The organism is Citrobacter sp. 21OH12SH02A-Citro (genome assembly GCF_027919895.1).
GTDB classification, from domain to species: Bacteria; Pseudomonadota; Gammaproteobacteria; order Enterobacterales; family Enterobacteriaceae; genus Citrobacter; species Citrobacter braakii.
This window is the reverse complement of record NZ_CP114801.1, coordinates 3,782,606-3,801,780: the sequence shown is the minus strand read 5'-3', so window position 1 is coordinate 3,801,780 and position 19,175 is coordinate 3,782,606. Positions and strand designations below refer to the sequence as shown.

The 19,175-nt window shown below is 54.4% G+C and carries 18 protein-coding genes; 3 read left to right on the top strand and 15 right to left on the bottom strand.

From position 1 onward, the window contains the following. Positions 1-356: 356 nt before the first annotated feature. The 13 genes from cbdX to puuD form a co-directional block, all read right to left on the bottom strand. A complete protein-coding gene (gene cbdX / locus O6D90_RS18490) occupies positions 357-446 on the bottom strand; it encodes a cytochrome bd-II oxidase subunit CbdX (protein WP_016151902.1) in 90 nt (29 codons plus the stop codon). A 13-nt stretch (positions 447-459) separates the two neighbouring features. Beyond that, complete coding sequence (gene appB, locus O6D90_RS18485) at positions 460-1,596, bottom strand: cytochrome d ubiquinol oxidase subunit II (protein ID WP_016155777.1); 1,137 nt, start codon at positions 1,594-1,596, stop codon at positions 460-462. Between the two features lie 11 nt (positions 1,597-1,607). Further along, on the bottom strand, positions 1,608-3,152 hold the full coding sequence (gene appC / locus O6D90_RS18480) for a cytochrome bd-II oxidase subunit 1 (protein WP_016155778.1): 1,545 nt from the start codon (positions 3,150-3,152) through the stop codon (positions 1,608-1,610). 89 nt (positions 3,153-3,241) lie between these two features. Beyond that, entirely contained in the window at positions 3,242-4,099 is an 858-nt protein-coding gene (locus tag O6D90_RS18475; protein ID WP_016155779.1) for a hydrogenase expression/formation protein, read from the bottom strand. A 1-nt stretch (position 4,100) separates the two neighbouring features. Then, positions 4,101-4,499: a hydrogenase-1 operon protein HyaE gene (gene hyaE / locus O6D90_RS18470; RefSeq protein ID WP_016155780.1), complete on the bottom strand. Its 399-nt coding sequence runs from the start codon at positions 4,497-4,499 to the stop codon at positions 4,101-4,103. 5 nt (positions 4,500-4,504) lie between these two features. Next, positions 4,505-5,086, bottom strand: coding sequence for a hydrogenase 1 maturation protease (hyaD, locus tag O6D90_RS18465; protein ID WP_016151907.1), 582 nt, complete (start codon positions 5,084-5,086; stop codon positions 4,505-4,507). Next, a complete protein-coding gene (hyaC, locus tag O6D90_RS18460) occupies positions 5,083-5,817 on the bottom strand; it encodes a Ni/Fe-hydrogenase b-type cytochrome subunit (RefSeq protein WP_218731449.1) in 735 nt (244 codons plus the stop codon). Before hyaC ends, hyaD begins: the two co-directional genes overlap by 4 nt. 18 nt (positions 5,818-5,835) lie before the next feature. Next, positions 5,836-7,629: a Ni/Fe-hydrogenase large subunit gene (gene hyaB / locus O6D90_RS18455; RefSeq protein WP_016155782.1), complete on the bottom strand. Its 1,794-nt coding sequence runs from the start codon at positions 7,627-7,629 to the stop codon at positions 5,836-5,838. Continuing rightward, on the bottom strand, positions 7,626-8,753 hold the full coding sequence (hyaA, locus tag O6D90_RS18450; RefSeq protein WP_046276297.1) for a hydrogenase 1 small subunit: 1,128 nt from the start codon (positions 8,751-8,753) through the stop codon (positions 7,626-7,628). The genes hyaB and hyaA overlap by 4 nt, the downstream gene beginning before the upstream one ends. A 208-nt stretch (positions 8,754-8,961) precedes the next feature. Next, positions 8,962-10,242 carry an NAD(P)/FAD-dependent oxidoreductase gene (locus O6D90_RS18445; RefSeq protein ID WP_016155784.1) on the bottom strand — a complete coding sequence of 427 codons (1,281 nt, stop codon included), beginning with the start codon at positions 10,240-10,242 and terminating at the stop codon, positions 8,962-8,964. A gap of 2 nt (positions 10,243-10,244) precedes the next feature. Then, the gene (gene puuC, locus O6D90_RS18440; RefSeq protein WP_016155785.1) at positions 10,245-11,732 is read right to left on the bottom strand and encodes an aldehyde dehydrogenase PuuC; all 1,488 of its coding nucleotides are present in this window, start codon (positions 11,730-11,732) and stop codon (positions 10,245-10,247) included. Between the two features lie 138 nt (positions 11,733-11,870). Beyond that, on the bottom strand, positions 11,871-12,428 hold the full coding sequence (gene puuR / locus O6D90_RS18435; protein WP_016151913.1) for an HTH-type transcriptional regulator PuuR: 558 nt from the start codon (positions 12,426-12,428) through the stop codon (positions 11,871-11,873). A 25-nt stretch (positions 12,429-12,453) separates the two neighbouring features. Continuing rightward, on the bottom strand, positions 12,454-13,218 hold the full coding sequence (gene puuD / locus O6D90_RS18430) for a gamma-glutamyl-gamma-aminobutyrate hydrolase (protein ID WP_016151914.1): 765 nt from the start codon (positions 13,216-13,218) through the stop codon (positions 12,454-12,456). Positions 13,219-13,429: 211 nt separating this feature from the next. Between puuD and O6D90_RS18425 the strand changes: the two genes are divergently transcribed. The 3 genes from O6D90_RS18425 to O6D90_RS18415 all read left to right on the top strand — a co-directional run bounded on the left by O6D90_RS18425 (position 13,430) and on the right by O6D90_RS18415 (position 17,353). Continuing rightward, complete coding sequence (locus tag O6D90_RS18425; RefSeq protein ID WP_088583118.1) at positions 13,430-14,848, top strand: glutamine synthetase family protein; 1,419 nt, start codon at positions 13,430-13,432, stop codon at positions 14,846-14,848. Positions 14,849-15,235: 387 nt separating this feature from the next. Continuing rightward, a complete protein-coding gene (locus tag O6D90_RS18420) occupies positions 15,236-16,624 on the top strand; it encodes an APC family permease (protein ID WP_016155788.1) in 1,389 nt (462 codons plus the stop codon). 165 nt (positions 16,625-16,789) lie between these two features. Beyond that, complete coding sequence (locus O6D90_RS18415; RefSeq protein ID WP_016151930.1) at positions 16,790-17,353, top strand: DJ-1/PfpI family protein; 564 nt, start codon at positions 16,790-16,792, stop codon at positions 17,351-17,353. Positions 17,354-17,402: 49 nt separating this feature from the next. On the opposite strand, the gene O6D90_RS18410 is transcribed toward O6D90_RS18415, so the two are convergent. Further along, on the bottom strand, positions 17,403-18,149 hold the full coding sequence (locus O6D90_RS18410) for an SAM-dependent methyltransferase (protein ID WP_016155789.1): 747 nt from the start codon (positions 18,147-18,149) through the stop codon (positions 17,403-17,405). A 13-nt stretch (positions 18,150-18,162) separates the two neighbouring features. Then, positions 18,163-18,420, bottom strand: a complete 258-nt coding sequence (locus O6D90_RS18405; protein ID WP_016151932.1) for a YjhX family toxin — start codon at positions 18,418-18,420, stop codon at positions 18,163-18,165. Positions 18,421-19,175: the final 755 nt, after the last annotated feature.

The window sequence follows — 19,175 nt, the reverse complement described above, 5'->3', positions numbered from 1 at the left end:
AAATGATAAATTTGTGATTTCTGATGGTTGTTCAAGCAGTTAAAATATAAAAACTTCGCATTCGTAATGCGAAGGTCGTAGGTTCGACTCCTATTATCGGCACCATTCAATCAAGCAGTTACAACTCCACATCTTCAATGTAATCCCCTTCTTTTTGTCTCGCGCACTGGTTTAGCACTCTATAGCTTCTCATTTCCTTTCCGCTCTTCGAACACGTCCATTGCAGCACCGCTCTGCGGTTTATAGAAAAGCTTGGTGCTAACCAGGGTTTGGGTACAGCCATGTTGCTTTTGTGTGAACGAATAAAGACTCCCCGAATAAACAGGGGAGCCTGGAAGCGTAACGCACGCGCAGGGCTATTTCTGCCGTGACTCAAGCCAGACCAGCGCCAGCGTGGAGAGCGTACACATCAGCAGAATGCCGACAAACCAAAACAGATACCACATCGTACAGTCCTCCCTAATAAAGTTCGTGGTTGTGGCGGCGGATGGTTTCTACGTTGATTCGTCCCAGCATCTTGTAATAACTCCACAAGGTATAAAGCAAAACTATCGGTAGGAAAATCAACACGATAACCAGCATGATATTGAGCGTCATCTGGCTGGAGGTACTGTCCCACACCGTCAGGCTAGAGAGTGGATATGCGCTGGATGGCATCACAAATGGAAACAGGGTGATTCCAGCGGTGAAGATCACGCAAGTCTGGGTCAATGAAGCAAACAGAAATCCCCACACGGCCCGACGTTGCCCGCAGGCATAGATCGCGAGCATTGGAAAAATCATGCCCAACAACGGAATAACCAACAGTAGTGGTGAATTTTCAAAGTGCGCCATCCACGCGCCCGGTGCGGTCGTTACTGCCTTTAATAGCGGATTGGACGGACCATTAGGATCCTGGCTAAGCAGCACATAGCCGTCGATCCCCGTCCACAGCCAGTACCCGGCTAACAGGAAGCAGAGCACCACTAACATCGCGCTGCGGCGGGTGGCAGACAGCGCGCGCAGGTGAAGAATGCCGTCGGTTTTCAACTGGAGCCACACGCCCCCCTGCATAATGACCAACATCAGGCTTAATGCGCCGCACAGTAGGGCAAAAGGAGAGAGCAATTCCCAGAAAGTGCCCAGATATTGCACGTGTAATTGTGGTGTGAACACAAAAGGCACCCCCAGGAACAGATTGCCGAAGGCGACGCCGAAGATAACCGGTGGCACCAGGCTGCCGATAACCAACCCGGTGTCCCACATGGCGCGCCAGCGTGCATTCGCTATTTTACCGCGATAATCAAAGGCCAATGGACGAAAGAAAAGGGCGCACAGCACCAGAATCATCGCCACATAAAACCCCGAAAATGCGGCAGCATAGACGCGCGGCCAGGCTGCGAATAATGCACCGCCCGCCAGAATGAGCCACACCTGGTTACCCTCCCAGTGCGCCCCTACGCTATTGATTAACACCCGACGTTCATCATCGTTGCGCGCGATCAGCGGTAACAGGCAGCCGACCCCCATATCAAACCCGTCAGTGACCATAAAGGCCACCAGAATAATGCCAATCAGCAGCCACCAAATGAGCCGCAACGTTTCATAATCCAACATGATGCTCTCCTTTATTCCTGTTGTTGTGCCGGTTGTTGACGTTGCATCGCATCTGGGCCAAGACGCGCGTATTTTTGCATCAGGTAGACTTCGGCAATTAAAAACAGGGTGTAAAGCGTGAGGATTAGCCCCATGGAGAAGGCCAGTTGGCCCGCGCTCAGCGCAGAGTGGGCGTACCAGGTCGGCAAAATATCCTGAATCGCCCACGGCTGGCGGCCAAACTCCGTCATAAACCAGCCTGCTTCAATGGCAATCCACGGTAGCGGCAGGCTCCACAGCGTTATGTGCAGTACCCAGCGATGCTGGTCGATACGCCAGCGTAAGGTCTGTATCAGCGCAATCGCCATCACCAGCAGCAGAAGGGAACCGCATCCAATCATGATGCGAAAGCTCCAGAACACGGGGGCGACTTGCGGAATAGCGCCGCGTTGTGCGGCCTGATATTGCGCTGGCGTGACATGGTTCATGTCAGGGGCGTAGTTTGCTAACAGGATGCCGTAACCCAGATCTTTTTCCACGGCGTGAAAAGCGCGCAGTAGCTGAGGCGTGCGGTTACCTTTGGCGATTTCCTGCATCAGCAACCATGCTTCCCGGCCCCGCTGCAGGCGGGGTAGCGCGTCTGCCATCAGGTTCTTCAGCCCCGGAACTGGCGTATCTAAAGAGTGAGTCGCCAGGATACCCAGCAGGGCCGGTATCTTCACGGAAAAGGCGTTACGCTCTTGCTCCTGCTGCGGCCAGGCTATCACATGAAAGGGCGCAGGTGCCGGTTCGGTTTGCCATTCCCCTTCCATTGCCGCCAGTTTTACCGGCTGGCGTTGGGCGACCTCATAGGCTGAGCTATCTCCCAGTTGCAGAGTGCCGAGGATAGCCAGTGTGCCAAAGACGGAACCTACCGCGAAGGAGCGCAGGGCGAACTCGCGAGCGCGACCACGCAGCAGATACCAGGCGCTGATGGACATCACAAACATGGCGCCTGTGACATAACCGGACATCACGGTATGCACAAATTTCACCTGGCTGATGGGGTTAAAAACCAGCTCGCTAAAGCTGCTCATCTCCATGCGCAGGGTATCAATATTAAAGTGAGCGCCCGTTGGATATTGCATCCAGCCGTTGGCGTTGAGGATCCACAGGGCCGAGATATTGGAGCCAAACGCTACCAGCCAGGTCACCAGTAAATGCTGGTACTTGTTTAAGCGCTGCCAGCCGAAGAAGAACAGCCCCACGAATGTGGATTCAAGAAAGAAAGCCATCAAGGCTTCCATCGCCAGCGGAGCACCGAAAATATCGCCCACATAGTTGGAATAGAGCGACCAGTTAGTCCCGAACTGAAACTCCATGGTCAGGCCGGTCGCCACACCGAGCGCAAAGTTAATACCGAATAACTTTCCCCAGAAACGCGTCATGTCGCGGTAGACTGTTTTGCCCGTCACCACGAACAGGGTTTCCATGATGGCCAGCAAAAAAATCAGCCCCAGCGTCAGGGGAACAAACAGAAAATGGTACAGCGCGGTCAGCGCAAACTGCCAGCGCGATAAGTCAATGACGTCCCACATGCGAACTCCATCAGGCATTAGAGAGTGAATAGATAAGGAAGAAAACGCCAGACCCGCAGCAGAAAAGTATGCGGGTCGGGAGAAGGGGATCAGGCCGGCGGGCCGGATGCCAGCCAGCTACAGACTTCATCCAGGCGCTGGAGCGAGTCGAGCAGATCCTCCGGAGCAGCCAGTACCAGTTCCGGTAATGGACAGATCTCATAACTCTCGAGCAGAAGCCCTTTCAGGGTATCCAGACAGCGCACATGCCAGACATGGCGCAGCGCCGTGGCGTCGATTTGGCTCTCGCCGTAGCCGATGGTGCGGATCTGAATGCGTCCTTCGCCACACAGGCGGGAGAGGAACTGGCGATCCGCATCGCTAACCGGGAGTTGGGTGAGGTTAATGCTATGAGGTTGCGTGGCCGGATCGCGCACGTGCGCCAGCAGTTCCTGAGCCAGCGTCAGGCCATTCATCAACCCATCGACGGGCGGAGGCAACAGGCTATCGTCTGGCAGCGTCGTGATTGTTGCTGCCTGCCACAGCGCCCGTGGCGCACTGCCTGCCTCCAGATGCTCCTCCCATTGACCCAAGTCATTCTGGCAACGCACCCGCCAGATTCCGCAGAAAATAGACTCCTGAATCTCACTCGCCCTGCCGTCAGCCTGCTGGATACGCACGGAAACTTCGCCTTCGCCGAGCAGCGTATTCAAAAACGTGAGGTCGTCTGCGTTGAGCGTGGATAAATCCCATCCCAGCACGTCCTGTTTTACGGGGATTTTCTGGCTAAGCTGGTGGCGCACGTCGGCTAACAATGCCATCACCGCCGGGCTGTGCGGACAGTTTTCCAGCCTCGCCATGCTGGGGCTGCTGTTGACCTGGCAGGTGAGGGGCAAGGGATTCATGCTGAAGCTGTCATCGCCCGGCTGGGTTCCCGGCCCCAGCAGATGAAAAAAGGTATCACTCATCTTACAGGCTCCGGGGGATGCGTTCTTCAACGAGGGGGCGCATCAGGTTGAGCAGGTCGGCCCACGGATGGATGCCGCTGAGAATGCCGCGCAGCTCGCCGTGGATAAATACCAGCGTGGCCGGGAAGCGGAATACGCCAAAACGCTCGCCGATAGCCTCGCTGTGCTCGAGATCCGCCATAGCGATTTGCCAGTCAAACTGGGGAAACTCGCGGAGCAACTCGGCAATCATTACCGGGTTATCGCTGACTTCTGGCGTGCGGCGGGGATCGCTACTGAGCAGCACCACGCCATCACGCACACGCGTTACCCAGTCATCCAGTTCAGATGCGGTCAGCGGTTGCCAGCCGCGCGCCAGCATGCGTTGCCATAGCGCAGAAAATGGTTTGTCATTCAACATGTTGCTTATCTCTCCAGCGTTACACGATACTGGCGAATACGCACGCCTTCATAGTTTTCCAGCGACAGGCATTCATAGTTCAGGCAACGCGTTTCATCGATTGTCTGTGGCGCGATGCCCCACGCGGCCAGTTGCGTTAGCGCGGCTTGTTCTGCCGCCGGGAGCTGAGCGCGCGCGATGTCGGTCAGGCTGCCGCCATAGTCGTCCAGCTGCACCGGCTGTAGTCCTACGAGGGCGATGTGGGCGGGCAGATGACCGCGAATCTCCGCCAGAGCAAGCACTTCGGAGAAGCTGTTCTGATGCAGACTCATTTTTTTGGCGCTGAGGTAACTGGGGACTTGTTCACCAGCGTAGGATTGCAAAGTGCCTGGCGCGAGTCCGTAGTCGATGGCGTCCAGCAGCAACAAATGGCTGGCCTGCTCAACGTAGCCCAGCAGATTCAGCCCTTGCGTGCCGCCGTCGACAATCTCTACCCATTCCGGCCAGTGATAGTGGGCGTACAGGCGTTCAGCAACGCGAATGCCAAATCCTTCATCTGCCCACAGCAGGTTGCCTAAGCCCATCACGATGACGTTAGGTTCGCTCATGACGCCTCCTTATCGCGCTGGCGTTTGGCAAATTTGTGGCTACGGTAGCCGTTGATCATGGTTGAGATGACGGTATCGTCAGACATGATGTCCTCGCGGATAGCCATATACACATGACCGATGATGAAGGCGGCGATGAACCACATCCCCAACCGATGCCAGCTGTGGATATCGAGAGAGTTACCGCCGGTCCAGTAGAAAAACTCCGTCACATAGCGGAAGGGGGTAAAAATGGCGTACTGGCTATGCTCGCTGTATAAGGCAAAACCGGTGAGGATCATAAAAACGGAGAGCAGGAAATAACCGAACATCGCCGCCTGCGCGACGGGGTTATGGCCGATATCCTCTCCCGGTTTTTTTTCCAGAAACAGATACCAGCGCACCACCGAAAAGGCACCCTGCCACCAACTGCGACACCAGACAGGCACGATAAACAGCTCGCGTGAATAGCGATTGCCGACGAAGGCCCAGTAAATGCGACCCAACAGTATCACCGTAAACACCATGGCTGCGGCGAAATGTACTAACCGGATGTCGCCCATGTAGAACAGGTAAGTGGCCTCGCCGTTGACCGACGGCAGTGGTCGGCCAATGAAGTATCCGGTTACCATCAAAACCAACATGCAGCCCACTGTCAGCCAGTGCCACAAGCGTACGGGTGCTTCAAACACATAGTGGCTGACGGCGGTATCACGCGCCTCCCCGACGCGTGGGGATATCTTTCCAGTCATCGTTCCGTTCCTTAACGCTTAGCGAACCTGGACTGCGATAAGTTCGCTGCCGTCGTCGCCGAGGACGTGGGTTGAACATGCCAGGCAGGGGTCGAAGCTGTGCAAGGTGCGCAGGATCTCCAGCGGTTGATCCGGTATCGCCATTTGGGTGCCCATCAACGCCGCCTCGTAGGCGCCAATTTGCCCCTTCGGATCGCGCGGGCTGGCATTCCAGGTGGTCGGCACTACGCACTGATACACGTCGATCTTCTGGTCGCGAATCGACGCCCAGTGACCGAGTGCTCCGCGCGGCGCCTCGGTAAAACCGATCCCACGGCACTGCTGCGGCCAGCTTGCAGGCTCCCATTTTTCGGTATTCGCCGTAGCCAGATTGCCGTTTTTCAGGTTGGTCATCAGCTTGTCGAAGAAATATTGCAGCTTGCTCACGGCCCACTGCGCCTCGTGCGCGCGGCACAAAATACGCCCCAGCGTCGACTGCATACCCGACAGCGGCAGTTTGAGTGCGGACATCATGCGATCGACGGATTCAATCGTGGCGGCATCCCCTTTGTGATAGGCAATCAGCGTACGCGCCAACGGTCCAACTTCCATGGCGTGTCCGCGCCAGCGCGGGGCTTTAATCCACGAGTAGCGTTCCTGTTCGTTGAGCTGCTGGATATCGGTATCGCTGCCTTTGACATCGCCGGGGTTGTACCAGGGTTCAGTAATCCCCTCGAACGGGTGACGACCTAATTGATCGTCCGGATAACGGTACCAGGCATGATCGACAAACTCCTGAATTTGCTGCTGATCGGCCAGATCCACCGGCATGACGTTGTTAAAATCACCGTTAATGACCGCGCCGCCAGGCATCAACAGGCTCTTCGCGCTGAAGTCGTTGGCAATATCTGGGAACGCGCCGTAGCTTAAGACGCACTTATCAGACAGCCCGGTGCCAATCTGGCTCCAGGGTTTGTTGAACTGGCCGATAGCCAGCGCGTCAGGAACCATGACGTTGTTGATGAAGTCGGCGGTGCGGGTGATGATCGACTGTACCAGGTTAAGGCGTTCCATATCGACCGCACCAACCGCGCCGCTCTGATCGATATTGATAGCGCATGGCATGCCGCCGACAATCCAGTTAGGATGCGGATTCTTGCCGCCAAACACCGTATGGATTTTGATAATCTCGCGCTGAAAATCGAGCGCTTCCAGATAATGGGCAAAGCCCATCAGGTTAGCCTCTGGCGACAGTTTGTACTGCGGATGCCCCCAATAACCGTTGCGGAAAATCCCCAACTGACCGCCGTCGACAAATTTCTTCAGGCGGTTTTGTACGTCAAAGAAGTAGCCCGGGGAGGACATCGGCCAGGCTGAAAGGCTTTGTGCCAACTGTGATGTTGCGCGCGGGTCGGCTTTCAGGGCATTCAGAACGTCAATCCAGTCCATTCCGGCTAGCTGGTAAAAGTGGACCAGGTGGTCGTGGCACCACAGCGTCGCCAGCATAATGTTGCGAATGATGTTGGCGTTATCGGGCACCTTGATGCCAATGGCATCTTCAATGGCATAGACCGATGCGAGCGCATGTACGCCAGTGCACACCCCGCAAATTCGTTCGACAAACGCCCAGGCATCGCGCGGGTCGCGCCCTTGCAGAATAATTTCCAGTCCACGGAACATGGTGCCGCAGGACACCGCGTTGGTGATGATGTTCTGCTCATCAATGTTCACCTCACAACGCATATGCCCTTCAATGCGCGTAATGGGGTCGACAACCAGGCGCCGGCCGGCATTATTGACCGTATATCCCTGGGTTTGATACGAATTGCTCATGCCTGTTTATCCTCATTGTCTGGCGACTGTTGTCCGGCGTCGGCTAATTGCTGTTTGTGGCGGTTATGTTGATTGACGGCGCTGGCGACTGCGTGGACACCGACGCTGGCGGCCACCACGCCTAGCGCGGTGAGGCCCACGGTATCGGCGGTTGAATGCGTCCCCATCTGCGGGATATCGACCACGCGGCTGTAGAACGAACCGCGATCCCAGAAGCCGTTCTCTGAACATCCCAGACACCCATGACCGGACTGGATGGGGAAAGAAACGCCGCCATTCCAGCGGGTGGTGGAGCAGGCGTTATAAGTGGTAGGCCCTTTGCAGCCCATTTTGTACAGACAATAGCCTTTTCGGGCTGCGTCATCGTCCCAACTCTCAACGAACTCCCCGGCGTCAAAGTGGGCGCGGCGGTAGCATTTGTCGTGAATACGCTGACCATAGAACATCAGCGGACGCCCCAGACGATCGAGTTCAGGCAGACGATCAAACGTCACCATATAGGTAATGATGGCGCTCATGACATCCGGAATCGGCGGGCAGCCGGGCACTTTCACGATTGGTTTATCGGTGATCACCTTATCGATCGGCGTTGCCTGGGTTGGATTAGGCCGTGCGGCCTGCACGCAGCCCCAGGAGGCACAGGTTCCCCAGGCGATAATCGCGCTGGCGCCTGCCGCGGCTCTTTTTAGCTTTTCAATAAACGGTCGCCCGCCGCTGATGCAGAACATTCCTTGTTCACCCAGCGGAGGATTGCCCTCGACGGCCAGAATGTATCGGCCGTGGTAGCGGCTCAGAATGTCTTCAAATACCTCTTCGGCCTGCGTTCCGGCGGCGGCCATCAGGGTGTCGTCGTAATCAAGAGAAATCAGGGAGAGGATGACGTCTTTGGCGAGTGGGTGAGAGGAGCGGATAAATGATTCAGTGCAACAGGTGCATTCCAGCCCGTGGATCCAGACGACCGGGATCCGGGGTTTGTTTTCCAGCGCCCAGGCTATTCTGGGCGTCATTGCAGCTCCCAGCCCAAGCGATGTTGCTGCGAGGCTGCAATATTTGAGAAAACTGCGTCGACTCACCCCTTTGCGGCGCATCGCCTGATAAAAGGTCTCCTCGTTATTCGTATTCATAACACGCGTTTCTTCCCCCGTTGAGTTCTGGCCACGTCGCCAGCGATAATCTAAAAAAGCCTATCCGATCAGCGGGGAGAAACAATGTAAAGTGTAGGGTTATGTCCTATTGCGATATTTTCGTGCCCGTTACCTGTTTTTCACTGTCCGGGAATAAAAAAACGCACAGGGGAGACCGCCCTGTGCGTCGGGTTTATTGCGGAAGAACTTAAACCCCAAGGCGATCGCGTAAGCTGTAATATGCCGCCCCCATGGCGGTAAACGGAATGCGCAGGCTGCGCCCCCCCGGGAACGGGTAGTGCGGCAGTTTGGCGAAAGCGTCAAAGCGCTCGGCATCCCCGCGCAGCAGTTCAGAAATCAGACGTCCTGCCAGGTGGGTACAGGTCACGCCGTGGCCGCTGTAGCCCTGCATATAGTAAATGTTGGTATCAAGACGGCCAAACTGCGGCATGCGAGATAGCGTTAACAGGAAATTACCGGTCCAGCGGTAATCAATTTTTACCCCCTGCAATTGCGGGAAGGTTTTCAGCAGTTTCGGCATTACCAGACGTTCAATATCGTCTGGATCGCGGGCGCCGTAGACCACGCCGCCGCCGTACAACAGGCGGTTATCGCCGGTCAGACGGTAGTAATCCAGCAAATAGTTACAATCTTCTACACAGTAGTTTTTTGGAATCAGCGAGCGTGCCATCTCCGCAGACAACGGTTCGGTGGTTAACACCTGTGTGCCGCATGGCATGCTGCTTTTTGCCAGCGCAGGCTCGAGTTTGTCGCCGAGGTAGGCGTTGCCCGCGACGATCACAAAGCGGGCCGTAACCTGACCTTTTTCGGTGCTGACCACCGCCGGGCTGGTGTGCTGGATACGGGTGACCGGCGACTGTTCGAAGACGCGCCCGCCGTTCAGACGAATGGCGTTAGCTTCGCCAATCGCCAGGTTCAGCGGATGAATATGACCACCGCTGTGGTCGAGCAGCGCGCCGACATAACGATCGCTGCTGACTTCGCGACGAATTTCGCTGCTGTCTAACAGTTCAAGCTGCGTGTTGCCGTAGCGTTCCCAGTTCGACTTCTGCTCTTCCAGCGTTTCCATCTGCTTGTGGTTCAGCGCCACAAACAGTCCGCCGGGGCGATAGTCGCATTCGATCTGATAACGCTTGATACGTTCGCGGATGATATTACCGCCTTCAAACATCATGCTGCCAAGCATTTTGGCGGCGTCCGGGCCATAGGTGCGCTCGATGACGTCGATATCGCGACTGTAGGAGTTCACCAACTGACCGCCGTTACGTCCGCTGGCCCCGAAGCCGATACGCGCGGATTCCAGTAGCACTACGTCGTAACCCATCTCCGCTAAGTGCAGGGCGGAGGAGAGTCCGGTATATCCACCGCCCACGACGCAAACATCACAGCTAACCGACTCGCTAAGGGTGGGAAACGGTTCGTACTGATTGGCGCTTGCGGCGTAATAACTGCTGGTATGTTCAGTCATGATTAAGGCTCCAGGGAGATCCAAATGGTTTTCAGTTCGCTAAATTTTTCCAGCGCATGCAGGGACTTATCGCGCCCGTTGCCGCTTTGCTTATAACCGCCGAACGGCACAGTCATATCACCATCGTTGTAGTTATTAACGAAGACCGAACCGGCCTTCAGGCGACGGCTCATGCGGTGGGCGCGCGACAGATCGCGGGTCCAGACCGCGGCCCCCAGGCCGTAGTCACTGTCGTTGGCCAGCGCCAGGGCTTCGGCTTCGCTGCTAAAACGGGTGACGACCAGTACCGGGCCGAAAATCTCATCGCGGCTGACGTGGGCTTGCGGGGCTGTATCGACAAAAATAGTCGGGCCGATAGCCGCTGGGTGTACGTGGCTGCGACCATCCAGCGTCAGCGTGCCTTGTGCTTCACCGTCGCGAATAAAACCGTGCACGGTGTCGGCATGCGCGTTGTCGATAAGCGTGCCCATCGTGGTTTCCGGATCCAGCGGGTTGCCCGGCTGCCAGTTTTTCGCCTGCTCTTTCAGCAGGGCGATGAACTCGTCGGCAATACTCTCTTCCAGTAACAGACGCGTACCGGCGATACAGACCTGACCCTGGTTATAGAAGATGCCTGCTGCAGCATTGGCGGCGGCTTTCGGCAGATCAGGGCAGTCGGCAAAAACGATGTTGGCACTTTTACCACCGGCCTCCAGCCAGACGCGTTTCATATTGCTGTCGCCAGCGTCTTTGAGCAGTTGCTTGCCGGTGCGGGTCGAGCCGGTAAAGGTGATCACATCAACATCCGGATGCTGCGACAACGCCTGGCCCGCTTCGTGGCCATATCCGCTCACCACGCTGAGAACGCCATCTGGCAAACCGGCTTTTTTTGCCAACGCAGCAAGGCGAATGGCGGTCAGCGGTGATTTTTCTGAAGGCTTGAGGATCACGCTGTTGCCTGCAGCCAGTGCCGGGCCAAGTTTCCAGCAGGCCAGCAGCAGGGGAAAATTCCACGGCACGATGGCCGCAATGACGCCTACCGGCTCGCGCACAATCAGCGCCAGATCGCTCACCGAGGTGGTGGCCACTTCGCCATAGACTTTATCTATTGCTTCGGCGTACCAACGGATGGCGCGTGCCGCGCCTGGAATATCATCACGCAGGCTATGGCGAATCGGTTTACCGGTGTCGAGCGTTTCCAGTAGCGCCAGCTCCTCGTGATGCTGCTCCATTAAATCGGCGAACTTGTGCAGGACTGCCTTGCGCTCTGCGGGTGATGCTTGCGACCAGTCTCCGCGTTCAAACACGGTGCGGGCTGCGGTGACCGCGCGGTCTACATCTGCTTTTTTGCCGCGGGCGACTTTGGCGAGCGGACGTTGTCCTGCCGGATCCTGCGTAATAAAGGTTTCGTTATCGGCGGCTGCGCAATATTCGCCGTTAATAAATAAACGGGTCTCCGGCGAATAATGGCTGGCTTTTTCACGCCAATATTTAAGATTCTGAAAGTTCATAGCTACTCCTTTTATATCAATAAGATAAAGTTCGTTGCTGATCTTTTTCAGGCAAAATCAGGCTGCACGATGCCCCAGGGATGTACCCTGTTAATGCGCGTTATTTAAGAAGGCCTGAGAAACTCAGGCCGCTACTTATTAGAAAGTGGTAGGAGTGTGGGCACTGATGATGCGGCAGATCCCTGCCGAGGTGTTGCTGAAGCTGTGTGGTATACCGGTGTTAATGGCATAACTTTGTCCTGCAACAAGATGATACGTTTGACCGTTGATGGTCAGTATCACTTCACCTTCCAGTATTGTCCCAATCTCTTCACCCTGGTGTTTAATTCTCTCCCCGGTTGTCGTACCTGGCTGATAGGTTTCAAACATCATGGCCAGCGTACGATTCGGATTTCCGTTGTGTACCAGCTTCATGGATACTCCCTGACTCCCGATCTCAATCAAATCATCTTGATTGATAACCACCTGCGGTTCGTCAGGCTTTTCCGGTTCCGCGAAGAACTCGGAGAGCGACAGCCCATAAACTTTCAATAGCTTTTGCAGCGTACTGATGGCAGGACTGACTTTATCCTGCTCTATGGTGCTGATGGCGCTATGCGTTAACCCAGACAGTTCGGCGGCACGACGCTGTGAAAGACCCAATTGCTGGCGGATCTCTGACAAACGTTTACCCGGCGCCAGGCCGTCATCGCTCATAATTGCATTTCCTTAACTGTAGTGGTCAGAGTCGCTGTTTTTCAGCGAGGTGGTTCTGACAAGCGGTGATAAAACCTTCAAGTAACAAACGCGACAGGGCGTATTCGCTACTGTTCCATTCCGGGTGCCACTGCACACCAAGCGCGAAAGGATGGTCGTGAACGCTGGCTGCTTCCACTAATCCATCCTGCGAGCGTGCTTCCACGCGCAGTTGCGGGCCAAGGGTTTTTGCGCCCTGACCATGCAAGGAGTTAACCCAAAACGTGCTGCAACCTGGTATTAGCTGAGATAGCAATCCTCCCTGTTGAACCTGGACTTCATGAGATGGCGCATATTGCTGCTCCACCGGGAGTTCCGCATCTTCACGATGTTCCAGGAACTGTGAGTGATCGCACAGGCGACGATACAGAGTCCCGCCAGTGGCGACAACTAATTCCTGTAAGCCCCGGCAGATGGCGAAAATGGGAATGCGCCTTTCGAGCCCGGCGGTAATTAGCGCCATGCTCAGAAGATCACGCCCGGGATCGGCGTCAGACTCATCGCCATTTTCACCATAAAGGTGCGGCTGCACATTGCTTGGGCTTCCTGGCAGGAAGATACCATCCAGTTTCGGTAACAGCGCGTTCAGTAATTCGGGTTCCGCAAGCGCATGGGGAATCGCTATCGGTAATCCACCGGCGTTTAATACTGCATTCAGGTACTTTTCTTGCAGAGTCTGGGTCTCGTGACCCTTAAGCCTGTTCCTACACATCACTACACCAATAACTGGCTTGTCAAATATATTGCCCATGATCGACCTCACGTTTTGGAATAAATTATTGCCAAACGGTTCCTTGTTATGCCATTCCGTTCATTATTTTCTCAATCTAGCAGCGGAATAACCTTCTAGCAAACTTAATTTAACATTTGACAAACAATTTGTTTGCATCCAGAGTCGAAGAGTGGACATTATATTTAACAGTCAAATCACAGAACAGCTTACAGGCCAACGGCGGTGAATCATGGAAACCAATATCGTAGAAGTTGAGAATTTTGTTCAGCATTCTGAAGAGAGACGAAGTAGCGCGTTTGCGCGTGAAGTTAAGCAGTATCTGGAGCGCTACCCCAACACGCAGTTCGTGGATGTGCTGTTAACCGACCTGAATGGTTGTTTTCGTGGTAAACGCATTCCCGTTTCGGGATTACACAAGTTAGAGAAAGGCTGCTATTTCCCGGCATCCGTTTTCGCGATGGATATTCTTGGCAATGTGGTCGAAGAGGCGGGATTAGGCCAGGAGCTTGGCGAACCGGATCGGACCTGTGTCCCGGTGCCTGGCACGTTAACGCCTTCGGCCGCCGATCCGGAATGTATTGCGCAGATGATGCTGACGATGCTGGATGAAGATGGCGCTCCCTTTGACGTTGAGCCGCGGAACGTACTTAACCGACTCTGGCAGAAACTTCGCCAGCGCGGTCTGTTCCCCGTCGTAGCGGTAGAGCTGGAGTTCTATTTACTCGATCGTAAGCGCGATCCCGAAGGTTATCTGCAGCCGCCGTGCGCGCCGGGAACGGACGATCGGAATACGCAAAGTCAGGTTTACTCGGTTGATAACCTGAACCACTTTGCTGATGTGCTGAACGATATCGATGAACTGGCCCGTTTGCAGCTGATCCCGGCTGACGGCGCGGTGGCTGAAGCCTCCCCTGGGCAGTTTGAAATCAACCTCTACCATACCGATAACGTACTCGACGCCTGCGACGACGCGCTGGCGCTGAAACGCCTGGTACGGCTGGTGGCGGAGAAACATAAGATGCATGCCACGTTTATGGCAAAACCTTATGAGGAGCATGCCGGTAGCGGAATGCATATCCACATCAGCATTATGAATAATAAAGGCGAGAACGTGTTGGCCGATGCGAATGGCGATGATTCCGCGTTACTTAAACGTGCGCTTGCCGGGATGATTGATCTGATGCCCGCGTCAATGGCGCTGCTGGCGCCGAATGTGAACTCTTATCGCCGCTTCCAGCCGGGGATGTATGTTCCGACCCAGGCTTCCTGGGGGCACAACAACCGTACGGTGGCGCTGCGCATTCCCTGCGGCGATCGTGATAACCATCGGGTTGAATATCGCGTGGCGGGGGCTGACGCCAACCCGTATCTGGTGATGTCGACCATTCTGGCGGGGATCCTGCATGGGCTGGATAACGAGCTGCCGTTGCAAGAAGAGGTGGAAGGCAACGGCCTGGAGCAGGAAGGGCTACCGTTCCCGATCCGCCAGAGCGATGCGCTGTGGGAGTTCATGCAAAATGACAGTCTGCGTGAGTTGCTCGGGGAGCGTTTTAGCCATGTGTATCACGCCTGTAAACACGATGAACTGATCCAGTTTGAACGCCTGATTACCGACACTGAAATTGAGTGGATGCTGAAAAACGCCTGACAGGAAAGTGGCCCGGCGGCGTAATGTTTGTCGGGCCTGTACGCATTGTTTAGTCATTGAAAAAAAGAAGTCGCATCATGCGGTCTGAGCGGAGCCAGCCCGTCAATATTGCAGGATCACCTGCCATTTCCCGGATGTCGCGTAATGGAGCGGCTTGCGACAACGGGTCTTCAGATAACCGACAGAGTTTGTGACGAGGAAATGTGATGATGCCAATGTTTAAAAACCCGCCCCGCGTGAGCATCCATGGCTCCCGCAGTAAGTACGGACCGCATCTGTGCCGTGCAACATTGACGCCTTTCTTTTGGCTTTCCACCCCGACACGACCCAGGTCTGCTGTACCCACGTTTCGAACGCAGATCTGGGCCCGTGGCGGGGAGGAAAGCTATGTCGACTAATTCTTCTGTGGATCTCGCGGCCCTGCCGGGCAAAGCACAACTGCGTAAATCCCTCAAGCTGTGGCAGGTGGTGGTGATGGGGCTGGCCTATCTCACACCGATGACGGTATTTGACACCTTTGGTATTGTTTCGGGTATCAGCAATGGCCATGTTCCGGCCTCCTATCTGCTGGCCCTGGCGGGCGTGCTGTTTACCGCCATCAGTTACGGAAAGCTGGTACGCCAGTTTCCACAAGCCGGTTCGGCCTACACCTATGCGCAAAAAGCAATCAACCCGCATGTGGGGTTTATGGTCGGCTGGTCGTCACTGCTTGATTACCTGTTCCTGCCGATGATTAACGTCCTGCTGGCGAAAATTTACCTTTCCGCGCTGTTCCCGGGCGTTGCGCCATGGATTTGGGTAGTGATGTTTGTAGCGATCCTCACCGCGGCCAATTTGAAAAGCGTTAATCTGGTGGCGAACTTCAATGCGCTGTTTGTACTGGTGCAGGTCGCGATAATCGTGGTGTTCATTGTTCTCGTGGTGCAGGGGCTGCACAAAGGCGAAGGGGTTGGGACCGTCTGGTCGCTGCAACCGTTTATCAGCCAGAATGCGCATTTGATCCCGATTATCACCGGGGCGACCATCGTCTGCTTCTCGTTTCTCGGTTTTGATGCGGTAACCACGCTCTCTGAAGAGACACCGGATGCCGCGCGTACCATTCCAAAAGCTATTTTCCTTACCGCGCTTTACGGTGGACTGATCTTCATTGCCGCCTCGTTCTTTATGCAGCTGTTCTTTCCGGATATTAGCCGATTTAAAGACCCGGACGCGGCGCTGCCGGAGATTGCGCTGTACGTCGGCGGCAAACTGTTCCAGTCTATTTTCTTGTGTACGACCTTTGTGAATACGCTGGCGTCAGGTCTGGCGTCCCATGCCAGCGTTTCGCGTCTGCTGTACGTGATGGGCCGCGATAACGTCTTCCCGGAGAAGTACTTCGGCTATGTCCATCCGAAATGGCGTACACCCGCGCTGAACGTCATTATGGTCGGGATTGTGGCTCTCTCGGCCCTGTTTTTTGACCTGGTGACCGCCACGGCGTTGATTAACTTTGGCGCGCTGGTGGCCTTTACGTTCGTTAATTTGTCCGTGTTTAACCACTTCTGGCGTCGTGAAGGGCGTAAACATACCTGGCAGGAAAAGTTGCACTACCTGGTATTGCCAATGGTCGGCGCCGCCACCGTTGCCGTACTGTGGGTGAACCTGGAGGTGACATCGCTGACGCTGGGACTGGTATGGGCTGGCGTGGGGTTGGTGTATCTCGCCTACCTGACCGGACGTTTCCGCAAGCCGCCGCCGCAGTTTGACGCCGCGAAATCTGAGCAGGCCTGGGAGTGATAGAAACTTCAGGTATTAACAACAGGGCGCGCCGTCAGGGGCAACCCCCTTCAGACGTCCGGTGACGGCGTGTCCTGCGGTATTTATTAATGTCGTGAAATGCGTGGGCTATAGTAAAGATGGCCGTTATTTCTCATCATTAATAACCGTGAGCGGGGGATGTGAATGAAGAAGATACTGATGCTGGTCGGCGATTATGTCGAAGATTATGAAACGATGGTGCCTTTTCAGGCGTTGCAGATGCTGGGCCATCGTGTTGATGCCGTCTGTCCGGATAAAAGTCAGGGGGACTACGTTCAAACCGCTATTCATGATTTTGATGGGGCCCAGACCTACAGTGAAAAACCGGGTCATCGTTTTACGCTGAATGCGAATTTTGCCGAGGCTCGGGCCACCGATTACGACGCGCTGCTGATCCCCGGCGGACGTGCTCCGGAATATCTCCGGCTCAATCCGGATGTCATTAAGCTGGTGCAAGATTTCAACGCTGCCGGTAAGCCTATCGCCGCGGTCTGTCATGGACCTCAGCTGTTAGCGGCGGCGGGGGTGTTAGAAAACCGGACCTGTAGCGCCTATCCGGCCTGTGCGCCAGAAGTTCGTCTGAGCGGCGGGCATTACGCAGATATCGGCATTGATCAAGCCCACGTGGATGGCAATCTGATTACCGCGCCTGCATGGCCCGCGCATCCGCAATGGCTGGCTAAATTTGTTGAAGTATTAATGAAGTAAGCAATGAAAAAAGTCGGTATAACCTGCCTGGTTATACCGACTGGACATATTACCTCTGTATGAGTGCGAACACGCCCCAACCAATGTACTCCCGGGTGAAGGCTACGTGGCGTGCTGGTGAACTCCTCAGTTGCTCTCTGACTTCCGGGGCAAATTCATCGTCCGGATTTGCCTCCAGCCACCGGCGCATCGTCAGCCATTTTGCCGCCTCGTATCTGTCCCAACCCTCCTGGTCAGCCAGTACCATTTCAACCACGTCATAACCGAGCAGGTCGAAAGATGAAATGAGCTCTGGCAGAGAAAGAAAATCAGTCACTGAAGTCGCGCCGCAAGCCTGGGCGATGCTCTCCGTGGCGGGTATTTGACGCCAGTACGGTTCGCCGATGAGTATGATCCCACCTGGTTTGAGACTTTGTTCCAGTTGTCTGATCGTTCCAGCGACGCCGCCGGCAATCCAGGTCGCACCAACGCAGGCGGCAATATCGAATTTTTCTTCGGCGATATAACCTGTTGCATCGGCATGAATAAAACGCACGTGCTCATTGACTCCCAACTCTTTGGCCCGCAGGGTGGCTTGCTCACTGAACAGCCGGCTCATATCGATACCAACGCCGGAAATACCGTGATCGCGTGCCCAGGTGCACAACATCTCACCCGAACCGCTGCCGAGGTCCAGAATGCGTGTTCCCGGTGCCATCCGTAAAACCTGGCCTAACGTGGCGTATTTCTGTGCGGTGAACGGATTATGAATGCGATGTGCGCTTTCGCTGATGGTAAAAATCTTCGGGATATCCATCTCTCTCTCTCCTTTAGCGATTATCAAGTTGGGCGCGAACGTTGTTCAGGCCGGTCGTATTAATACGGTAGGGCTGACCATTGACGGATTTGATCAGTTTCTTGGTTCTGAGCTTTTTGAACACCTCGAGCGTGCAGTCGCAGAGCAGCAACCCTTCACGGCTATAGCATTCGACGGAAGTGACGCGGCCAGAGGCATCGCGGACGTGAGCAATACGGCCACCTTTGGCGAGAACGTGTAAGGTACGTTGTTCCTGACGGGATAAATTCATACTGGAAAACCTGTTTAATCATCATGTGCAAAACGTGCAAACACACAGCGGTGTCCGCATTCGAATTCGGCGCATTGATAACCAGTCCGGCCTGAAAAGGTCGGGAAGCTGATTATCAGATGATTACATTCTCCAGCATCAAAGCCTCGGGTTGAGTTGAAAGGTATTTACATGCTGAATCATACCTGCAAGAAACAGTAGAGGAACTTCCTTGTAGTGGAAGTGTGATCTGTAACGAAAAATTGTATTTCTTTTATTTAATGACTTTTTAATTCTCGTTATGTAAATCGCATTTATTCATTAAATTAATTTAATGTTTCAGCGTCGCCAGAAACGCTATCGGTAGCCATACAGCATTGCTATTCTTTTTTTATCACCTCATTGATTAGTATGATTTACTCTTTTTGCTGGTTAATTTTGTTCTTTGATAAATGCTCCTTTATCATAATTGTGGTTTTAAATGAAATTTGCAATTTAATGTTTTTAAGAATTTTCTTAACGTGGCTAAGTGTGTATACTCGGTCCTGCAAGAAGCGCTTCTGTTATCATTAAAACTATAAGTATGTCCTTAACACCCGTATTACCTCTGCCCTGAATCTCTTCTCGGGGGAGAGGTTTTTTTTGCCTGCATATTATTTAGCTTATCGTCATAAATAGAATTTTTAATATTATCGTTATTGATGTTAAACATTATTGATTACGACGATTTAGCTCTACTGACCCCTACGGCAATATTGAAATAGTATCAGCATGAA

What these genes read in the sequence shown, in the direction of transcription:
- cbdX (WP_016151902.1), bottom strand. Translation starts at nt 446, where the DNA reads ATGTGGTATCTGTTTTGGTTTGTCGGCATTCTGCTGATGTGTACGCTC.
- appB (WP_016155777.1), bottom strand. Translation starts at nt 1,596, where the DNA reads ATGTTGGATTATGAAACGTTGCGGCTCATTTGGTGGCTGCTGATTGGC.
- appC (WP_016155778.1), bottom strand. Translation starts at nt 3,152, where the DNA reads ATGTGGGACGTCATTGACTTATCGCGCTGGCAGTTTGCGCTGACCGCG.
- O6D90_RS18475 (WP_016155779.1), bottom strand. Translation starts at nt 4,099, where the DNA reads ATGAGTGATACCTTTTTTCATCTGCTGGGGCCGGGAACCCAGCCGGGC.
- hyaE (WP_016155780.1), bottom strand. Translation starts at nt 4,499, where the DNA reads ATGTTGAATGACAAACCATTTTCTGCGCTATGGCAACGCATGCTGGCG.
- hyaD (WP_016151907.1), bottom strand. Translation starts at nt 5,086, where the DNA reads ATGAGCGAACCTAACGTCATCGTGATGGGCTTAGGCAACCTGCTGTGG.
- hyaC (WP_218731449.1), bottom strand. Translation starts at nt 5,817, where the DNA reads ATGACTGGAAAGATATCCCCACGCGTCGGGGAGGCGCGTGATACCGCC.
- hyaB (WP_016155782.1), bottom strand. Translation starts at nt 7,629, where the DNA reads ATGAGCAATTCGTATCAAACCCAGGGATATACGGTCAATAATGCCGGC.
- hyaA (WP_046276297.1), bottom strand. Translation starts at nt 8,753, where the DNA reads ATGAATACGAATAACGAGGAGACCTTTTATCAGGCGATGCGCCGCAAA.
- O6D90_RS18445 (WP_016155784.1), bottom strand. Translation starts at nt 10,242, where the DNA reads ATGACTGAACATACCAGCAGTTATTACGCCGCAAGCGCCAATCAGTAC.
- puuC (WP_016155785.1), bottom strand. Translation starts at nt 11,732, where the DNA reads ATGAACTTTCAGAATCTTAAATATTGGCGTGAAAAAGCCAGCCATTAT.
- puuR (WP_016151913.1), bottom strand. Translation starts at nt 12,428, where the DNA reads ATGAGCGATGACGGCCTGGCGCCGGGTAAACGTTTGTCAGAGATCCGC.
- puuD (WP_016151914.1), bottom strand. Translation starts at nt 13,218, where the DNA reads ATGGGCAATATATTTGACAAGCCAGTTATTGGTGTAGTGATGTGTAGG.
- O6D90_RS18425 (WP_088583118.1), top strand. Translation starts at nt 13,430, where the DNA reads ATGGAAACCAATATCGTAGAAGTTGAGAATTTTGTTCAGCATTCTGAA.
- O6D90_RS18420 (WP_016155788.1), top strand. Translation starts at nt 15,236, where the DNA reads ATGTCGACTAATTCTTCTGTGGATCTCGCGGCCCTGCCGGGCAAAGCA.
- O6D90_RS18415 (WP_016151930.1), top strand. Translation starts at nt 16,790, where the DNA reads ATGAAGAAGATACTGATGCTGGTCGGCGATTATGTCGAAGATTATGAA.
- O6D90_RS18410 (WP_016155789.1), bottom strand. Translation starts at nt 18,149, where the DNA reads ATGGATATCCCGAAGATTTTTACCATCAGCGAAAGCGCACATCGCATT.
- O6D90_RS18405 (WP_016151932.1), bottom strand. Translation starts at nt 18,420, where the DNA reads ATGAATTTATCCCGTCAGGAACAACGTACCTTACACGTTCTCGCCAAA.